Origin of the sequence: Flavobacterium flevense, from assembly GCF_900142775.1 — a bacterium.
GTDB classification, from domain to species: Bacteria; Bacteroidota; Bacteroidia; order Flavobacteriales; family Flavobacteriaceae; genus Flavobacterium; species Flavobacterium flevense.
Genome location: NZ_FRCC01000002.1, coordinates 103,273 through 121,430 on the forward strand (window position 1 = coordinate 103,273; position 18,158 = coordinate 121,430).

Sequence of the window (18,158 nt, forward strand, 5' to 3'; positions counted from 1 at the left end):
GGCTACCCATTAGATAGCCCCTTATAATTTTACAATTAATATTATTGTTGATTAGGCAACATCAGATAACTTCCGTCTAAATCATTAAAGTAGATTTGGTATTTTGATTTGGCCACCGGAATATCACCTCCACTAGCTCCGTTAGCAGTAAATCCTGAAAAAGCAGTATCACCTCCCCAGTTTACATCCCAGGCATTATTAGCTCTGAACTTTCCTTTTCCGTCAAACAGACTGATGGTAAGTGTCCAGATATGAGGATCAAAAGCAGACTGAACCATATCCGTATCTTCTCCCCATCCTGCATCAGTTCCTGTTCTTGAAGAACCTATGAAACCAATAGTTGGAAATGAAGTTGCTGCCGAAGCATTATAAGAAACCAAAGTATAAGAAAGGGTTTCCGTATTCATGGTAAAAGTATAATAACCCGCTGTTGGGATGTTCAAACTTGCCGGATCGGCATCAGCATCTGTTCCTCTGTACGCTAAGTTTCCTCCTGCACCTCCATACATAGGAGCCCATTTTCCTAAAGTCGAAATTACTTTGAAATAACCCGCTTTGAAATAACCGGTATATTTATATAATTTCGGATTTACTCCGCTTCTAAACAGCGGTTGGTTTCCTTTATTATTATCCCATCCCGCAACTGTAGCATCACCTACCAGATACCAGTCGGTAAACGGATAAGTTACTAATCCGGAATAAGCAGTGATACTGATGGTAATAATTTCCTCAGTTTCCATTGGTACACCTCCGGAAACACTGCATTTCACCTTTACATCAAACATTTTAGCAGTTCCTGGTACTGCACCCAATTCGATTGCCGCCTGATTTAACGTTTTAACAGTAATTGATGCCTGACTGATATCACTTGTAGTAGCCAGTGTTTGAGCATTTGCAAAATTACCGTCTTTTGCATCCATAAGTAATGAATAACTCACTACTACATTATTAGAATATTCTGCCGCAGTCCATTGGAACAAATCGGCTTCCTTATCCGCATTATTTTCGGTAAGTACAAATGTTTTTCCTGTTACAGGTAAGGTCATTTCGGGAGCTGAAACACTCTCAAGAACGGGTCTGTTATCAACATCATCAGCGTTACATGAAACGGCTAAGATGCTAATAAACGCGATTATAATTTTAGATATATTTTTCAATTGCATCGTTTTAAAAATTAGAAATTAGTTTACGTAACCTGTATTTTGTTCCAATGTTGGGTTTGCCTGAATAATTCGGGAAGGAATTGGCATTAAATCTCTAAAAGATTCCGTTGCTGAACCATTTACGGAACCGCCTTTCCATTGCCAGATTTTACTTCCTCCGGTAAATTTTCCAAAACGGATTAAATCAGTTCTTCTGTGACATTCCCAGAATAATTCTCTTCCTCTTTCATCCAGGATAAAATCCAAGGTCAAATCGGAAACACTTATTGTTGCAGCATCAGCTCTGTCTCTCAATTGGTTAATATAACCCACAGCAGTAGCAATATTTCCTGAAGCAGCACCTCTTACAGTAGCTTCTGCATACATTAAGTACACATCTGACAATCGGTACATTGGAAAATCAGTATCGGGAATATCATTTCTTTGGGCAGCTGAACCGTCTGCTTTTTTATTGATGTATTTAGTAACCGCATATCCATTGGTAAAAGTTCCCACATTAGCAATATCCAGTGTTTGTCCATCAGTATAAAAAGTACCTCGTTTATCAGCAGTGGCAGTAGCATCCGGGAAAAGCTGCACAAGCTCTTTACGGGTTCTGATTCCCTGCCATCCTCCGTCCATACCTCTCGAAGCTGCATCCATACTTCCTCCAATTGAGGCATGTAAAATAAAACTCATACCACCACCAGTAGCTCTAATGGCATTTCCATCACTCACAATTGGAAAAATAAATTCGTTTTGAGCACCATTAGTATTATTATCAGCAGAGAATAAATAGCGATAAGGAACATTCGCAAAAGTATATCCTGAATTGTTGATGATATCTGCACATACAATAGCCGCCTCATTAAATCTTTCGGTTCCGGTATACACTTTTGAATTCAGATAAATTTGTGCCAATAAAAATTTAGCTGCCGTTTTATCCACCCTTCCATATTCATTAGCTCTTGAATCCACCAGACTATTATCTAAATCTTTTAATTCTGATTCGATGAAAGCAAAAACTTCAGCTCTTGTTTTTTGTTCCGGATAGAAAAATCCAACCGGATCATTCTCAGTAGTAATAGGCACATTGCCAAACAAATCCATCAAATTATAATAGGAGAATGCTCTTAAAAAACGGGCTTCAGCTCTAAAAGTGGCTATTTCTGCTTTTAGATTTGCATCCACACCTCTGCTGGCTAATTTCTCATCCGTTGTTTGTCTTAAAAATTCATTAGCCACACTAATATGATAGAAAGCTCTTGAAAAAGTTCCTGCCAAAAACTCATTGGCTGGTGACCAGTTTTGCGTATTCATGGTAGGCAAAGTTCCATCAGCCCAGGCAATAATAGCCTCGTCAGTAGGCAATTCCTGCACCACAAAAAGCAATCTTAAATAACTACTGAAATCACCTCCAATTCCTGCAATATCAGCGGTTCCATCACCGTCATTTCCTCCTACATACAAACCTGCATAAAGCTTAGCCAATACTTGTTTATAAGATTCCGGATTTTCAAAAAACGTCTCTGACAAAAATTCATCATCGTCCTTCGGGGTTACTTCTAAGTCATTAGTACAAGAAGTAAGTGTCATATTTAGTCCTAGAATAAGCAGGAAAAAATAAGATATATGTTTAAATGATATTTTCATTTTATTTCTTTTTAATTTGTTTTCAGTTCACTTATTAGAAATTCGCATTCACTCCAAAAAGGAAAGTTCTTGCTCTTGGATACACATTATTATCAATTCCGTTGAATTTCTCAGGATCTAATCCGTTGTATTTAGTAAGTACAAAAACGTTTTGAACTCCGGCTGTAAATCGTAATGAAGCTGCTTTTAATATTTTTTTATCGAAAGTGTATCCTAACGTAATATTGTCCAGTTTTATAAAAGAAGCGTCTTTTACAAAATAGTCAGATAAGTATCTTGAAGTACCGTTATCTTCAAAAGTGAAACCTGTATTCAGATAATCAGCACTTACATTTGATAAATCAGTTTGTCTTCTTAAACCTGCATCAGAATATCCTAAATTAGAACTTACGTTATCAAAAATATAGTTCCCTAAACTGGCTCTCCAGTTCATCGTGAAATCAAAATTCTTGTAGTTTACAGTTGAGAATAAACCAAAAGTATAGTCAGGTGCCGGTTTGTTAGCTCTATAACGATCACCATCATCTAATGTTCCGTCATTGTTTCGGTCAACATAAGCACCTGCGATTGGTTTTTTGTTGGCATCATATAATTGTTCGTACACAAAAAATGAATTAGGTGTAAATCCTACTGAGTTAATCTGGATTTTATTTCCACCACCACCAGCAATATTATCTCCGGTAAAATAACCTTGGAAACCAGGAACTGTAATTCCTAACTTATCGATTTTCTGGTCAATATAAGTAGTATTGAAAGCCAGATTCCAGGTCAGATTTTCAGTTTTAACAATATCAGACTGAATGTTAAATTCAATTCCTTTCGTTCTCACGCTACCAATATTAAAGAAACCCTGATTTCTAATGTTTGCTCCGTCAGGAACCGCAATTTCTGCTAATAAATCAGTTGATTCTTTATCAAAATAGTTGATAGATCCTGTTATTCTGTCATTAAAAAATCCGTAATCAATACCCAGATTCATCTCCGCTAATTCTTCCCACTTAATGTTTTCATTATAACCTTCCGGTCTGGCAGTTGAATAAATGGTGTTTCCAAAAATATACTGTGAACTGATTGTACCCAGCGTTACTCTTCGCAAATAATCATACTGAGCCGAAATATCCTGTTGTCCTGTTGTTCCGTAACCTACTCTTAATTTAAGGCTTGACAAGGTTTCATTATCAGACAAGAAAGCTTCTTCAGCTACATTCCATGCAAAAGCAGCTCCTGCAAAATTTCCCCAACGATTCGCTTCAGAAAAACGGGAAGTTCCGTCTCTTCTGTAGTTTAACGTCAATAAATAACGGCTGTCATATCCTAAATTCAAACGTCCAAAATAAGATTGAAGGTTAATATCCGGATCTGTAATCACATCTTCTTTAGGATTTGGCTGTCTTGTTTCTCCGGTTTCATATTTCTCTTTTTCAAATAACTGATAGTTATAACCGGCGGTTGCATCAATTTTAAACTTGCCTAAATCTTTCGTATAATTAAAATAAGTATTTAAGTTTTTATTTTGAAGCATATCAGTATAGCTGGAGTAATTCCCTAAATTAACCCAGTTTCCTGAAGTAAAAACATTTGGCTGAAATCCTAAAGGACTTTGCGTACTCACTTCAGTATGCCCTTCGCTGTCAAACCTGTCAATACCTGCTTCAGCAACTACTCTTAAATCTTCAAAAAAGTGCAATTTATAATCTAATCTTACATTCCCCCATTTTCGGGTAGAAGTAGCTCTTCTTTCATCCATATTAAGTCTTGATACAGGATTTCTTGCCGGTAATAAAGGTAAATTTCCATTCGCTTCTAACCATTCGAAATAACCTCCGTAACGGGAATTTGCATCATAAACCGGTTGTGTTGGATCAAAACCAATAGCACTTCCAATTACAGGACCTTCATCCTGAAATTGATTTTTACCAAAAGACATATTTCCGCTGATATCAATTCTTAAATGATTATCAAATAAAACCGGATTTAAGGAGATAGAAGTTGTCGTTCTTTCAAAAGAAGTATTTCTTAAGAGTCCTGAATTGTCAACATTACCCACAGATAAACGTATTGGTAATTTATTAAACAAAGCACCACTTACTGAGATGTTATTATTCATGGTCAGCGAAGTGTGGAAAATTTCATCCTGCCAATTTGTATTTGCTGTTCCTAATAACGCTTTTTGAGCATCAGACCCTTTCTCGTTTACCAAAGCGCGAAACTGATCAGCACTTAAAACATCCACCTGATTAGCTACTGTATTCACCCCTAACTGAGAACTGAAATTCACTTTTATGCCTCCTTTAGTTCCTTTCTTAGTCGTAATTACGATTACCCCATTGGCTGCACGAGAACCATAAATTGCCGCTGCCGAAGCATCTTTCAAAACCGTAAACGATTCGATATCATTAGGATCAATTGTCGAAAGAATACTGGTAGCACCACTAGGCACTGCATTACTCAAAGGAAGTCCGTCTAATACAATTAAAGGTTCATTCGACGCTGATAAAGAAGATCCTCCACGGATTCTAATATCTGCTTTTGCACCCGGAGCACCTCCGCCTGTAACATTCACACCCGAAATACGACCGCTGATTAAACTTTCCGGAGTTACATTAACTCCTTTATTAAATTCTTTTGCAGAAATTTGAGATACTGAACCTGTAGCATCTTTTTTCTTTACCGTACCATAACCCACCTGTACCACTACCTCTTTCAATTCATTAGAATCTTCGGTCAATACAATACGTAGATTTTGTCCACTGGCAGGAATTTCTTTAGAAGTAAATCCAATAAAAGAAACCATTAATACTGAAGAATTACCTGATGAAGGCAATGCAAAAGCACCGTTTACATCCGTAATTGTTCCAATATTTGTTCCCTTAATTAAAACACTTGCACCTATTAGCGGTTCTCCTTTTTGATCTACAACAAGACCGGAAATTTTGTTTGTTGCATTTTGAGCAACGAGGCTTGGCATAATAAATAGCATGTTACATAATAGTAAAATGTAATACATACTGTTTTTCATTTTGACCATAATCTTTTTTGTTTTTGGTTGTTAATAATTTTGGTTTTACAAAATCGGGACAGACTTTAAAGTCATCATCAAAGACCCTTCTTTTGATTTCGATAATGTAAAATTATGTGGATTTAACAGCCTCTATTTTAACAACAATAAAAATGTAGTCAAAACAGTAATAATTTAAGCCAAAAACCCTTTAAAAACAAGTACTTAAGCGTTTTTTGGTTTGTAAAAAAAGTAGTGATTATGTAGTAAAAAAAACGGAATTTCAACCCTTTTCAGCCTCATTACTAAATAACCATTCTAATAATCAAATAATTGTACTATCAACAATTATTTATTCTTTAATTTATATTAAATTCAATTTAAGTTACGAAAAAATACAGACTTAACAAGAATCCGTTCCAAATAATTTATTAACTAAAAAGACACGAAAAACATCCCTAATCAGACCATAGAACAAACAATTAAGCAGATAAAAACCAATTATTAACCACAATTTAATCCATAAAAAAACCTCCCAAATTGCTTTGAGAGGTTTTGTCATAATAAAAGCACCATATTAATTAACCATTAACCAACTTTATTATGAGATCTTATTTAACTATTTAATTTCAATCACACTAATAGCATATCCGCCACCAGGAGCAGAAAACTGCGACAACTTAGAATTACTGTTTACTTTTATTTTTCGAATAGTATAAGCCTGCGGATTGGTTTTATAATGAGCCTCTTTTGCATCAGCATAAATAGTGGCTTCATATTTTTTACCTTTTTCAAGAAAATCGAATTTAATATTGGAAACACGAGGCGTTTCCCCATTTACATTCCCAATGAACCAATTAGCTGTCCCTTTGGCTTTTCTGGCAACCGTAATATAATCACCCGGTTCTGCTTCGAGATATTTACTGTCACTCCAGTCTACCGCCACATCTTTGATAAACTGAAAAGCATCTGCAAATCGCATGTAATTTTCCGGTAAGTCGGCCGCCATTTGCAACGGGCTGTACATGGTTACATACAATGCCAGTTGGTTAGCCAGTGTACTGTTTAAATGCGAAGTGTTTTCAGGATTTAATTTACTAATATCCATTTCGAAAATACCAGGCGTATAATCCATTGGCCCACCAATTAAACGTGTAAATGGCAAAATAGTAACATGATTAGGTTTTGATCCGCCAAAAGCCTGGTATTCGGTTCCTCTGGCTGATTCGTTTCCAATTAAATTCGGATACGTTCTGCAAATCCCTGTTGGTCGGATGGCTTCGTGTGCATTGACCATAATTTTATAATCGGCTGCTTTTTCGATAGCATATTGATAATGGTTTACCGTCCACTGGTTGTAATGATTTTCGCCACGCGGAAGAATTGGTCCCACATAACCACTTTTTACAGCATCATAACCATTGTCCTTCATAAACTGATATGCTTTATCCATGTGACGCTCATAATTGCGGGTAGAACCGGAAGTTTCGTGGTGCATAATCATTTTTACGCCTTTGGATTTTGCATAATCACGAATGCCTTTCACATCAAAATCCGGATACGGAGTGGTAAAATCAAAAACATAATCTTTAGAATTCCCAAACCAGTCTTCCCAGCCTTCATTCCAGCCTTCTACTAACACAGCATCAAATCCGTTAGTGGCTGCAAAATCAATGTATTTTTTCACATTAGCCGTATTGGCTCCGTGCTTGCCATTTGGTTTTGCATTCGCATAATCAGTTACTCCCAATTGTACCGTTGAAAAATCATCAGTATAAGCCCACGAACTTTTTCCTGTAATCATCTCCCACCAAACCCCAACATATTTAACGGGTTTTATCCAGGAAGTATCTTCGATTTTGCAGGGATCATTTAAGTTTAAAGTCATTTTTGAATCCAAAATCTCCGTAGCATTATCACTAACCATAATAGTTCTCCATGGCGAATGATCCGGTGCCTGCATATAGCCTTTATCGCCATTAGCATCAGGTGTTAACCAGGATTCAAAAACCATGTTTTTATCATCCAGATTCAGGTGCATACAGGAATAATTAATTAAGGCAGCTTCGTGTAAATTAATGTACAATCCATCAGCGCTTTTCATCATCAAAGAAGTTTGTACTCCGGTAGGGGAAAACGTTTTTTGAGATACATTTTCGGTAGTCGCTTTTGTTGTTAAACCTCTAATTTCAGATAATTTGGAAGTAGTATAATCGTATTCCTGAGTGTCATAATCACCTGGTAACCAAAAAGCAGTGTGATTTCCGGTCATGGCAAATTGAGAACGCTCTTCTTTGATGATAAAATAAGTCAGGTTCTTTTGTGCAGGAAATTCATAGCGAAACCCGAGTCCGTCATTAAATAAACGAAAACGAATAAGTAACTTTCTCTCACTCACTTTTTGATTTAAAGTTACCACTAACTCATTATAGTTGTTACGAATAGATGCTACTTCGCCCCATACCGGCTTCCATACCTCATCAAATGTACTGGTCTTCGAATCTATAATTGTAAAATCATTAAGTAATGATTTCGCATCGTTTTTTAATTCTAATCCTAATTTACTGGGTTTTACAACAACCTTTCCTTTGTAGTTCAAACTGTAAACAGGTGTACCGTCACTTTGCAAAGAAAACTCCATTTGCAATTTTTGATTGGGTGATTTTAACTGTTGTGCAATAGTGGTATGAACTACGACAAAACAGCACAGCGTTAATAAATAGAAATTCTTCATTTGGTTATATTAATAGATTAATAATTTGCTTAAAAAAGCATTCGATAACCAAATTTATATTGATTTTATCCGACTAATTTTTATTGATAAAAAATGGTAGTCAAAAACAATACAAAAAGAACACAAATAACTGAATTACAGCATATTAATATTTTTTTCAAAAATAAAAAAAGTAGTAAATCTGTAGTTTAAAATAGTAAAATACCAACACAAAAGAGAACAAATAACAGCAGCAAAAATCAAATTACTTATTTGTAGAACCGATACGCATTACATTTGCTTCAAATTCATCCCGGGGACCTACAGCTTTATTCCTTAATTTAGTCCGGTAATTGTATATGGTGGATAGTGAATAACGCAGGAATTCAGCTATTTTAACACTATCTGAAATTCCTAAACGAATCAATGCAAAAATTCGCAACTCGGTATTCATCAACTCGCCTTGTTTGAGTTTAATATCGTCAGCATCGGTTAGTAAGCTATTGAATTCCTCAATAAAATCAGGAAAAAGCAATAAAAATGTTTTATCAAAATTATGATAGAAATCCTTTAATTCTTCTTCGATAAATTCTTTGGATTTAATCAGTTTTACCAGTTCGGCTGTTTTTCCGCTAGTGACAATAACATTCAGTTTTCGTCGGTATTCATCTAATTTACTGATATAAACGGAACACTGATCCATGTAACGGCCAATGTATATTTCTTTTACCAAATTAGCTTCTTTCAGCGTATTATTCGTTTCATTCAGTTTTTCGTTAAAAAGATTCAATTCATTATTCAGTGTAATTAGTTGCGCATTTGTGGAACTGATTTCCTTTTTGGCTTTAGACAATTTTTTCATTTGCCTGAACAATAAAAACAAAACAGCCATCAGGAACAAGGACAAAATACTGACACACACTAAAAACACAACCAACTGTTTTCTGTTAGTATCATTTTGTTTTTGATACGCATCATTGATGATAGGCATCATTTTCGAAATTTCAAATGTTCTGAGGCGGGCGTTACAAAAGAGTGCATCTTCAAGTGTTCTTTTAGTATACTTATAGGCACGATCTATATCACCTTCCTCATATAACATGTAGGCCAGAGAACGAAGCGAGATGTATTCCTTTTTTTCTAATTGCAAGTCGGATATTGCCGAAAGAATTAACCATTTTTTCTCTAATTCGTAGTCATTTTTACGGAGATAGGCCTGCGAAATAATATAAGCGACTACTGCTTTATCAGGATTATTTTGGTTGATTTTAGAAAAATAATCACTCAGCAAAGCAATCGTTTCATCGTACTTTTTATTTTGAAAAAGCTTGTTTGAATGATGGATTATAAAAGGTTCTGAATTTTTTGGATAAAAATAATAACTTGAATCTCTGTATTGTTGCGTTAATCTTAAGTAGTTATCTTTTTCCTGTGAAGTAGCCGCAAAGTCAGCCATGGAGAGATAAAGCGTACTGCAAACACCAAAATAAGCTCCTTTAATTTCAGGGGTAGCATTGATATTTATTTTATTCAATACATCCGTTGCTTCCTTATACATCCCTAAAGTCCCCATTGTGGAAGACAGGTTCAGCTTAGAAGTATTAATTTTTGCCAAATCATTCAATTGAGTTGCAATTTTCATGCTTTTCTTAGCATAACTTAAAGCCGAATCAGATTGATAAAATTTGTATTCTCCATACAATTTTTCATAAATCTCATATTTTTGTACCTGTGTTGAAGTAAGTTTTAACAGGCTACGAAGTTTATTAATTTCACCTTCTTTCCTACTATGATACAACTCACTTTTATCTAAAGTGTTGTCCAATTCATTTAATAATGAATCCATTTCAACTTGAGAAAAAAGAAATAATGGAGAAAAAGCAACAAGGATTGTAGTCCAGAATTTAAGCATTGTACAATTTTTAGTGTATGTTAAATTAAAACTAATTTATCAGATATTTTATATTTAGATGCTTTTTTTTAGTCTTAAATAATCTTATTTATAAAAAAATTAATTTTAATCGAAGTATTAACTATTTAAAAAGATAAGAGATGCCTATTGAACCATAAAAATACCCTATATTTCTATAAAACTTTACTTCTTTTCCCCTGTAAACAAAAGCATAGGAAAGATTCCAATTGTTGCTTCGATAACGCAAACCGACTTCCCCATTTAATCTCAAAGGAATAAGATCAAAAGTAACCGGACTGTTATCATTAAAAAGACTGCCTTGAATAGTGGCATCGTAAACTTGTAAATTTACAGAAGGGTTTAAATAAAGATACAATTCATGTTCCACTGGTTTAGCAGCACTACTTATTGAAGCTCCATAAAAATTAGAATCCGAAAGAGGAACTAATTTCTTAAAACCAATTCTTGTAACAAACCCCGTAGAAAAAGACGTAAATATGGTACCCAATTTTGCCTCAGACTGCCAATGAAAATCAACTTTGGCATTTTGTTTATTACCTGAAAAAGCTTTGGCAAACAATACATTAAATTGGAGTCCGAACGTATTATGAATTTGATAATCCCATTCTTTAAAAGCTGTATAATTAAATAAGCGGTGGGTTCCTTTTTGTATCTTATCTGCAAAAGAAGCCGGTCCAAGAATACCTACCTGAAGCTGTTTTTTAAACACCGATTGATTGCTGTAGAAGGTGGCTCTGCCAAACTGACCAAAAAGATAACCCGCAAAAGGCCTGTCAAACATCTGTTCTTCATCTACATAAATGAATCTGGGACTATACATATATTGTCCTGCCTTAATTTCATTGATTCTTTTTAAAACATTCGGTTTGTTTTTTGAAGATAAATAACGGTAAAAAATTTCCAATCCATTGGTATAATACTGGTCATTTTTAGTGGAGGTGTACAAATCATTATCGGTAACAATACCTATTTCAAAAGTAGCTTTCTGACCTACTGCATTTGCCGAAATCAATAGAAAAAAACAGAAAGAAAGTACTTTTATTGCTTGCATTTAATATTCTATTTTGCCTACAGTACGCATCACACGTACAATTTTGTCTTTTCTTCTGTTTATATAAGACGAAGAACTTGTAGCAGTATATTTTCGGGGATTAGGTAAAATGGCTGCTATTCCTGCTGCCTGTCTGGATGTTAAATTAGCGGCATCTTTTCGGTACCAATGTTCAGCAGCAGCCTGAGCTCCATAAACGCCATTGCCCATTTCGATACTATTGAGATACACTTCCATAATGCGTTCTTTTCCCCAAATCAACTCAATCAAAACCGTAAAATAAGCTTCAAGACCTTTTCTAATATAACTTCTTCCCTGCCAGAGAAAAACATTTTTTGCCGTTTGCTGGGAAATGGTACTTCCGCCTTTTATTCTTCTGCCACGCTCGTTGTTTTTATAGGCTTTTTGCATGGCTTTAAAATCAAAACCATTGTGTTTTAAAAACAAACCGTCTTCACTGGCAATAACTGCTTTTTGCAAATTAACCGAAATATTTTCCAGGGGTTCCCAATCATGATTAAAATAAACAGGTTTTCCCGCCGCCTTATTTTCGATAGCACGAATAAGCATCAGCGGAGTAAAAGGTACCGGAACAAACTTAAAAAAGACCACAAAAAACAAAGAAAGACCTATGAACCACAAAATGATTTTTAATACAATCATTCTCATTTTAGCCATAAACCCTTGAGGCTTCTTAGTTTGAGGTTTCGAATTGGACTTTTTAGGTGTGATTTTTGTTGCCATTTATGCTATTCTCTTGATACTTTTTTTTTTCAAATAATTTAAAATGCTGACTGATATCATCCATCAGCATTTTTTAGATAAAGTAAAATTACTTTTTTTAATCAATCATCCAATAACATTTATCCTTATTTCGCAATAGTTTTAATTAAATCTTAAATCCTTTACAATACCGAAACCAGCTATTTTAAAATTCTTATTTTTATGGTTCTAAATAAAAGTTAGCTTTCAAAACATGACTCAAAATAAAATGACAGCCTCTTTACTGTGGCAATTAGGACGAATAACAGCTCTTGGATTATCCAAAGACAAAAAAAATATTGTTTACAAAGTAGATACGCCGTCAATTGAAGAAAACAAACCGGAAACCAAACATTATTTTATTCCAATAAACGGTGGAGAGCCAACCCAAATTGAAAATACCGATACTATTCTAAGTAACAAAAACTGCTCTCCTGATGGGCAATACCTGCTTTCGCATCAGGAAGTGAAACTGCAAAATGTTTTAGGCAAAGATTTTTATCCTGAACTGGAAAAAGCCGAAGTTCAAATTTATGATTCGTTAAATTACCGTCATTGGGATACCTGGAATGAAGGCAAATTCAATCATGTTTTTTATAAAGAAAATAAAGATGATGCTCCGCTAAAGGACATTATGGAAAACGAACTTTTTGATTGTCCGCAAAAACCTTTTGGTGGTGACGAAGATTACATCTGGTCTCCGGACAGTAAAAGCATTTTGTATGTATCTAAGAAAAAAACCGGTACCCATTATGCTATTTCTACCAATACTAATCTATTTCAATACGAATTAGCAACAGCTAAAACCATTAATCTTACGGAAGAAAACACAGGATATGATGTTGCACCACAATTTTCAGCTACTGGAATTCTGGCCTGGCTTCAAATGAAACAGGACGGTTATGAGGCCGATAAAAATAACCTAATTGTACTTTTTAAGGGGATAAAAATGAATCTTACTGCTCATTGGGACGGAACAGTAGATCGTTTTCTCTGGAGTGAAGACAGTCAAAAAATATATTTTATCGCTCCCATTGACGGCACAAAACAATTATTTGAAGTCAATTTTACGGGACTTACAAAGATGCTGCCTCAAGTGCAACAAATAACCGATGGCTATTTTGATATTACAAACCTGATTGGTTTTAGTGACAGCAAAATTATAGTGACCCGCGAAGACACCAATCATGCTGCTGAAATATTCTCCTATGATTTAGTTGAAAAATATTGGCAACAATTAACCCATATTAATACTGAAATCTATCAGTCTTTGGCTTTAAGCAAAACCGAAAAAAGATATGTAACCACTACTGATGGTAAAAAAATGCTGGTTTGGGTTATTTTTCCACCTAATTTTGATGCATCAAAAAAATATCCGACGTTATTATATTGTCAGGGCGGACCTCAAAGTGCATTGAGCCAGTTTTATTCTTTCCGATGGAATTTTCAATTAATGGCTGCCAATGATTACATAATTGTGGCTCCTAATCGCCGAGGAATGCCCGGTCACGGAGTAGAATGGAACGAACAAATCAGCAAAGACTGGGGCGGACAAGTGATGCACGATTATCTTGCTGCTATTGATGATGTAGCACAGGAAAATTATGTTGACAACAGCCGTTTGGGTTGTATTGGTGCTAGTTTTGGCGGTTATTCGGTGTTTTATTTAGCCGGAATTCACAACAATCGTTTTAAAACTTTTATTGCACACGATGGCGTGTTTAACACCCTGAGTATGTATGGAACTACCGAAGAAATATTCTTTAGCAACTGGGATTTTGGCGGTGCTTATTGGGAAAAAGACAACGGTGTTGCTCAAAAAGCGTACAACGAGTTCAATCCGGTGAACTTGGTAGAAAACTGGAATACGCCAATATTAATCATTCAGGGAGGGAAAGATTTTCGGGTCCCCACAGGTCAGGCACAAGAAGCTTTTCAGGCAGCACAATTGCGTGGAATAAAAAGTCGTTTTATGTATTTTCCGGAAGAAAATCATTGGGTATTACAAGCCCAGAATGCACAAGTATGGCAAAGAGAATTTTTTAAATGGCTGAAAGAAACGCTATAAATTAAACAATCACAGCATTAAAAATGGGACACAAAAACAGTAATATTCCTGTAAAAGTATTTGTCAGTTATATGATTCTGGCATCGCTTGTTGCAAGCGTGGGTTGGATTTTATATACTGAAAACATGGATTATTCTAAGATTGAAAACAAAATAGCTTTTGAAAAAAATAAGGTATTAAAAGTAAGCCAGCTTTTTTCGAATGTGTATAAAACAGAAAGTCTGGCCCGAAAAACAATTCAGTCTAATTCTGAAACAGATTACAAAGAGTATATTCAGGAAACTAATTCTTTACAAAAGAGAATTGGTATTTTAAAAAAATCGCTTTCCAGCGAATACCAAATTAAATTACTGGATAGTGTGATGGTATTGCTCACCGAAAAAACGCAAAACATTAAACATCTTAAAGCCATAAAAAGTAAAACATCCGATGAAGCTTCTGTAAATGAAGCTATTGAGGAATTAACACAATTGGAACTTTCACTCAGCAAATTAAAACTACAGGATTTCACCAGAGATCCTGAGAAATTAAACAGCCATCAACGTAACGTTTTACAAAATTACATTGATTATCTCAATCAGAATATTCCTGATGACCCCAGCAATACGCTGACAAAAAAAGAAACCGATTCTATTTTAGCAGCTTCTAAACGATTATTGAGTAAAGTAAAACTGGAAACCGAAAAGAAAAAAGAATCCTTAAGCATCCAGGAAAGCAAGTTACTTACAAATGAACTTTTAATCTCTGATCAGTTAAGAAAAGTACTTCGTGTTATTGAACAGGAAATCCTGACTGCGTCAGTAAAAAACAATAATGAAAAAGAAAAATCCCTAAAAAAAATCAACCAGATCGTTACTTATGCCGCCATTTTAGGATTATTGCTAACCATCGTTTTTTCGATTTTAATTGCCAGTGATTTTTCAAAAACACAATCATATAAAAAACAACTTGAAATTGCCAATTTCAAAACACAAAACCTGCTCAAAAGCAGGGAACAACTCATTTCTACCGTTAGTCATGATTTAAAAACGCCATTGAGCACTATTATGGGCTATGCCGAATTATTGGGCAATTCCACGCTCACCAGCAAGCAGTCTTACTTTACTAATAATATCAAAAACTCTTCGGATTATATTTCGAGACTGGTTCAGGATTTACTGGATTTTTCACAAATTGAAGCAGGAAAAATTAATTTGGAAAAAAAATCATTTTCCCTGGCCCAAACCATACAGGAAGTAGCCACAAATTTGCAATCGGTTTATTCACAAAAAAATATTGAGTTGCTGATTTCCATAGACGAAAAATTACAAAAACCTATTATTGGCGATGCTTTCCGATTAAAACAGGTTTTGATAAATATTATTGGAAATGCCTATAAATTCACTGAAGAAGGCTTTATTAAAATTACTGTTCTATTTGATTCCAAGTCTCAAAAAGCTTATATAACTATCGAAGATTCAGGAATAGGAATTGAAAAAGAAAGTCAGAATCTGGTTTTTGAAGAATTTGCTCAGGCCAATGAAACAATTGAGAAAAAATACGGAGGAACAGGTTTAGGATTAGCCATTTCAAAAAAAATTATCACACTTTTGGGCGGAGATTTATACCTGAAAAGCAGCTCAAAAAAAGGAAGTTGTTTTGAAATAGTATTAGCTGTAACATTTGATGAACAACCGGAAATTAAAGAAAAAATTCCTGCCAGTTTTGCACCAAGCCAACTCAACAAAACGATTGTTGTAGTGGATGACGATTCGGATTTATTACAACTCACTACCGAAGTCCTAAAAGAATTTTATACCGTAATTTCATTTTCAAATGCAGAACATGCTTTACAAAGCTTAACATCTGAACCGTTTGACATGCTTATAACAGACATTCAGATGCCCGTAACGGATGGTTTTGAACTACTTAAAAAATTACAGAAAAAGAAGAACAAATCATATCGTGAGCAGCCTGTTATTGCTGTAACCGGAAGAACCGATCTGGCTGAAGAAATCTACAAAAAAGCCGGTTTCACAGCTATCCTCAAAAAACCGTTTACTCCGGCTATTCTGTTGCAGACAATTGACGCTATTTTTAACAAAGCAGCACTTCCTGTACAGGAAAATGAGATTAAAAAACCTAAAAATGAAAATGAGTTGTTCTCTTTAGATTCCTTAAAATTGTTTTTAAAAGAGGATAATGAAGCCATAAAAACAGTACTTCAATCCTTTATAACATCAACCAATTCCAATCTTTTTATGCTCGAAAACAGTATAAAAACCATTGATTATGAACGAATTAAACAAGTATCCCATAAAATGGCGCCCATGTTCAAACAGATTGAGGCTACGGAAATTGCCGGGATTTTAAACAATCTTGAATCTAAGGATTATAGTGATGCTGAACTGCAAGCCATATATTTAGATATAAAATCAAAAATAAAAACCCTGCTTCAGGATCTTGAAAAAGTGATTTAATTAATATCGTACAATTTGAGTTTGTTGTACAGGGTTTTTCGGGTGATTTTCAGCAATTTTGCCGCTTCGGATTTATTATTTTTGGTTTTAACCAAAGCATTTTCAATGGCTTCTTTTTCATTTTCTGATAAAGAAAAGGAATCATTTTTAGCTTCCTTCTGAGAAAAAAATTCAACAGGCAACACAGCACTTTCAATAAAATCGCCCTGTGTTAATAAAGTGGCACGTTTTACGCAATTCTGCAATTCCCTTAAATTTCCGGGCCAACTGTAGTTTTGAAAAATACTCACCACTTCTTTAGAAAACCCAATGACCTCTTTATGCAATTGTGCATTGGCTTTTTCGAGAAAAAACTCTGCAAATAAAATCAAATCTTCTTCACGCTCAGCAAGTGAAGGCGAATGAATAGAAAACTCATTAATACGATGGTATAAATCCTCCCTGAAATCACCGTTTTTAACTGCTTCACGCAAATCTTCGTTAGTCGCTGTGACAATCCGGATATCTACTTCTATTTCCTTATTACTGCCCACAGGTTTGATTTTTCTTTCCTGCAAAGCACGCAACAACTGGATTTGGTTTTCATAAGACAAATTTCCTATTTCATCTAAAAAAAGAGTTCCGCCATTAGCGGCTTCAAAATAGCCTACTTTATCTGAAATAGCACCTGTAAAAGAACCTTTTAAATGTCCAAAAAATTCGCTGGCCGCCAGTTCCTTTGGAATTGCTCCACAGTCAACAGCAATAAAATTATTTTGTTTTCGGTGACTTTGCTGGTGAATACTCTGAGCAATAACCTCTTTACCGGTTCCGCTTTCGCCAATAATCAAAACAGACATATCCGTTGGACTCACCAGCTTTATATGTTCCAATAATTTTCTGGAAGCAGTAGAAATTCCCTGAACATAACCTTTTACAGTCTTTTCTTTAACTGGCTTTTTGGTTTGCTTTTGAGGTGTATCAGTTGTTTTTTCTGTGGCTAATGCATTGCCAATAACCACTAAAACCTCATCAGGATTAAAGGGCTTAGAAATATAATCGGCAGCACCGTTTTTTATGGCTTTAACAGCGGTACTCACTTCTGAATAACCTGTCATTAAAATAACCGGAGTATCCGGATAAGTGGTTTTAAACTCTGCCAGTAATTCAATTCCGTCTGCATCCGGCAATCTTAAATCAGTTAAAATTAAATCAAATGCTTCATTTTGTGCTAATAAACGTGCTTCTGTTGCCGAAAAAGCGATGCTCACTGCATAGTTATTTTTTATCAGAAACTTTTCTAACAGTTTACAAAACGAAATATCATCTTCAATAATTAAAATCTTCAACATTATACTGGCACATTTTATGCTAAAATAAGACTTATATTATTGGAATTT

Annotated in this window: 10 protein-coding genes; 2 read left to right on the forward strand and 8 right to left on the reverse strand. The window is 34.9% G+C overall.

Annotated features, from left to right (window positions below):
• Positions 1–41: 41 nt before the first annotated feature.
• The 7 genes from BUB89_RS03615 to mtgA form a co-directional block, all read right to left on the reverse strand.
• The gene (locus BUB89_RS03615; protein WP_073242964.1) at positions 42–1,157 is read right to left on the reverse strand and encodes a SusE domain-containing protein; all 1,116 of its coding nucleotides are present in this window, start codon (positions 1,155–1,157) and stop codon (positions 42–44) included.
• A gap of 24 nt (positions 1,158–1,181) precedes the next feature.
• Positions 1,182–2,795, reverse strand: coding sequence for a RagB/SusD family nutrient uptake outer membrane protein (locus tag BUB89_RS03620; protein WP_073242073.1), 1,614 nt, complete (start codon positions 2,793–2,795; stop codon positions 1,182–1,184).
• Between the two features lie 34 nt (positions 2,796–2,829).
• On the reverse strand, positions 2,830–5,823 hold the full coding sequence (locus BUB89_RS03625; protein WP_234982514.1) for a SusC/RagA family TonB-linked outer membrane protein: 2,994 nt from the start codon (positions 5,821–5,823) through the stop codon (positions 2,830–2,832).
• Between the two features lie 589 nt (positions 5,824–6,412).
• Positions 6,413–8,527, reverse strand: coding sequence for a glycoside hydrolase family 97 protein (locus tag BUB89_RS03630; RefSeq protein WP_073242075.1), 2,115 nt, complete (start codon positions 8,525–8,527; stop codon positions 6,413–6,415).
• Positions 8,528–8,771: 244 nt separating this feature from the next.
• A complete protein-coding gene (locus BUB89_RS03635) occupies positions 8,772–10,418 on the reverse strand; it encodes a DUF6377 domain-containing protein (protein ID WP_083552481.1) in 1,647 nt (548 codons plus the stop codon).
• Positions 10,419–10,539: 121 nt separating this feature from the next.
• Positions 10,540–11,490, reverse strand: a complete 951-nt coding sequence (locus BUB89_RS03640; protein WP_073242077.1) for a lipid A deacylase LpxR family protein — start codon at positions 11,488–11,490, stop codon at positions 10,540–10,542.
• Positions 11,491–12,234 (reverse strand): monofunctional biosynthetic peptidoglycan transglycosylase, encoded by a 744-nt coding sequence (gene mtgA, locus BUB89_RS03645; protein WP_073242079.1) that lies wholly within the window; start codon positions 12,232–12,234, stop codon positions 11,491–11,493.
• A gap of 232 nt (positions 12,235–12,466) precedes the next feature.
• Between mtgA and BUB89_RS03650 the strand changes: the two genes are divergently transcribed.
• Both BUB89_RS03650 and BUB89_RS03655 read left to right on the forward strand, forming a co-directional pair.
• Positions 12,467–14,320, forward strand: a complete 1,854-nt coding sequence (locus BUB89_RS03650) for a S9 family peptidase (protein WP_073242080.1) — start codon at positions 12,467–12,469, stop codon at positions 14,318–14,320.
• Positions 14,321–14,343: 23 nt separating this feature from the next.
• Positions 14,344–16,779 carry a hybrid sensor histidine kinase/response regulator gene (locus BUB89_RS03655; protein ID WP_073242082.1) on the forward strand — a complete coding sequence of 812 codons (2,436 nt, stop codon included), beginning with the start codon at positions 14,344–14,346 and terminating at the stop codon, positions 16,777–16,779.
• Here the strand turns inward: BUB89_RS03655 and BUB89_RS03660 are convergent.
• A complete protein-coding gene (locus BUB89_RS03660; RefSeq protein ID WP_073242084.1) occupies positions 16,776–18,110 on the reverse strand; it encodes a sigma-54-dependent transcriptional regulator in 1,335 nt (444 codons plus the stop codon). The two genes, BUB89_RS03655 and BUB89_RS03660, sit on opposite strands and share 4 nt — an antisense overlap.
• Between the last annotated feature and the right edge of the window lie 48 nt (positions 18,111–18,158).